The following is a 1,162-nucleotide window of genomic DNA, read 5'->3' as shown; positions in this document are numbered from 1 at the left end:
CCCAGTTTAGTGTCGCAAGTTGTACATCTGCTAAACCTTGCCAATCTGCTTTTAAATATTCAATCACCTCTGTTTTGTATAAGCCATTCACCGTTTCAGCCAAAGCATTATCGTATGAATCACCAGTCGTACCGACTGATGCTCGTAAATTTGCTGCTTCTAAACGATTGGTATAGCGAATAGAAAGATATTGAACACCTCTATCGGAATGATGAATTACATTCTTTGGCTTACCTCGATCATGCAATGCTTGCTCCAGTGCATCAAGTACCATATCTGTATTCATCCGTGTAGATACTTTCCAGCCAACAATCGAACGTGAAAACACATCAATAACAAATGCGGTATAGACCCAGCCTGAATGAGTTTGAATATACGTAAAGTCACCGACCCATAGTTGGTTTGGATGATCAGCATTAAAATTACGTTTCACTAAATCATCTGCTCTTTTTTGATCATCTCGGCTACGGGTGGTTTGTTTATTCTTACCACGCCAAACACCTTGTATACCTAACTTCTGCATCAAGCGAACCACTGTACAACGTGGAATAACATAACCTTCACGCTTCAATTGTTGCCAGACCTTACGCACACCATATCGACCTGAACTTTCTTTCCAAATTCGTTTGATTTGCTCAGCATGATGCTCATCATGTAGATCTCGTTTCGCTCGATGTTCTAGATTTTCACAGAGATCTAGAGTCCGGTAATAGGTTGAAGGTGCGATAGGTAAAATTCTACAAATCGCCTCAACACCATATAACGCTTTATTGTTATGGATAAAATCCACCATTATTTGTGTGGGCGGTCGAGCTCCGCCTGGGCGAAAAAAGCGGCTGCTTTACGTAGAATTTCGTTAGCACGTTGCAGTTCTTTATTTTCACGTTCGAGTTGTTTAATACGTTCTTGATCTGAAAGTTGCTGTACTTTAATTGGGTTTTGTTTATCTAAATATTTTTGATACCAAATACGTAGAGTTTCAGGCGTACAACCAATCTTAGGCGCAATAGCCGTGATCGCAGCCCAATTCGATGGATAATCTTTTTCGGATTCAATCAATAATTGAACCGCTCTATCTCTGATTTCAGGGGTATATTTTACTTTTTTCATCGGGACATTCTCTCAGAAAGTTTGGTCTCCGACAAACCCGGTACGGTTCAAG

At 40.4% G+C, this 1,162-nt stretch carries 1 protein-coding gene and 1 other annotated feature; the gene reads right to left on the bottom strand.

The features are described 5' to 3' along the window. Positions 1-1,110, bottom strand: a protein-coding gene (locus tag FTU44_RS15045; RefSeq protein ID WP_180051317.1) for an IS3 family transposase whose coding sequence is annotated in 2 segments (ribosomal slippage) — positions 1-834 and positions 834-1,110 — 1,111 coding nt annotated over the 2 segments. Because the reading frame shifts where the segments join, the coding sequence is not laid out codon by codon here. This gene is flagged as partial in the annotation. Next, positions 719-835, bottom strand: a sequence feature (AL1L pseudoknot). It overlaps the preceding gene by 117 nt. Positions 1,111-1,162 lie beyond the last annotated feature (52 nt).

This window comes from Acinetobacter sp. YH12105, from assembly GCF_013419095.1.
GTDB classification, from domain to species: domain Bacteria; phylum Pseudomonadota; class Gammaproteobacteria; order Pseudomonadales; family Moraxellaceae; genus Acinetobacter; species Acinetobacter pseudolwoffii.
Note: the sequence above shows the minus strand (reverse complement) of the source record. Positions and strands in the feature narration are given on the sequence as shown.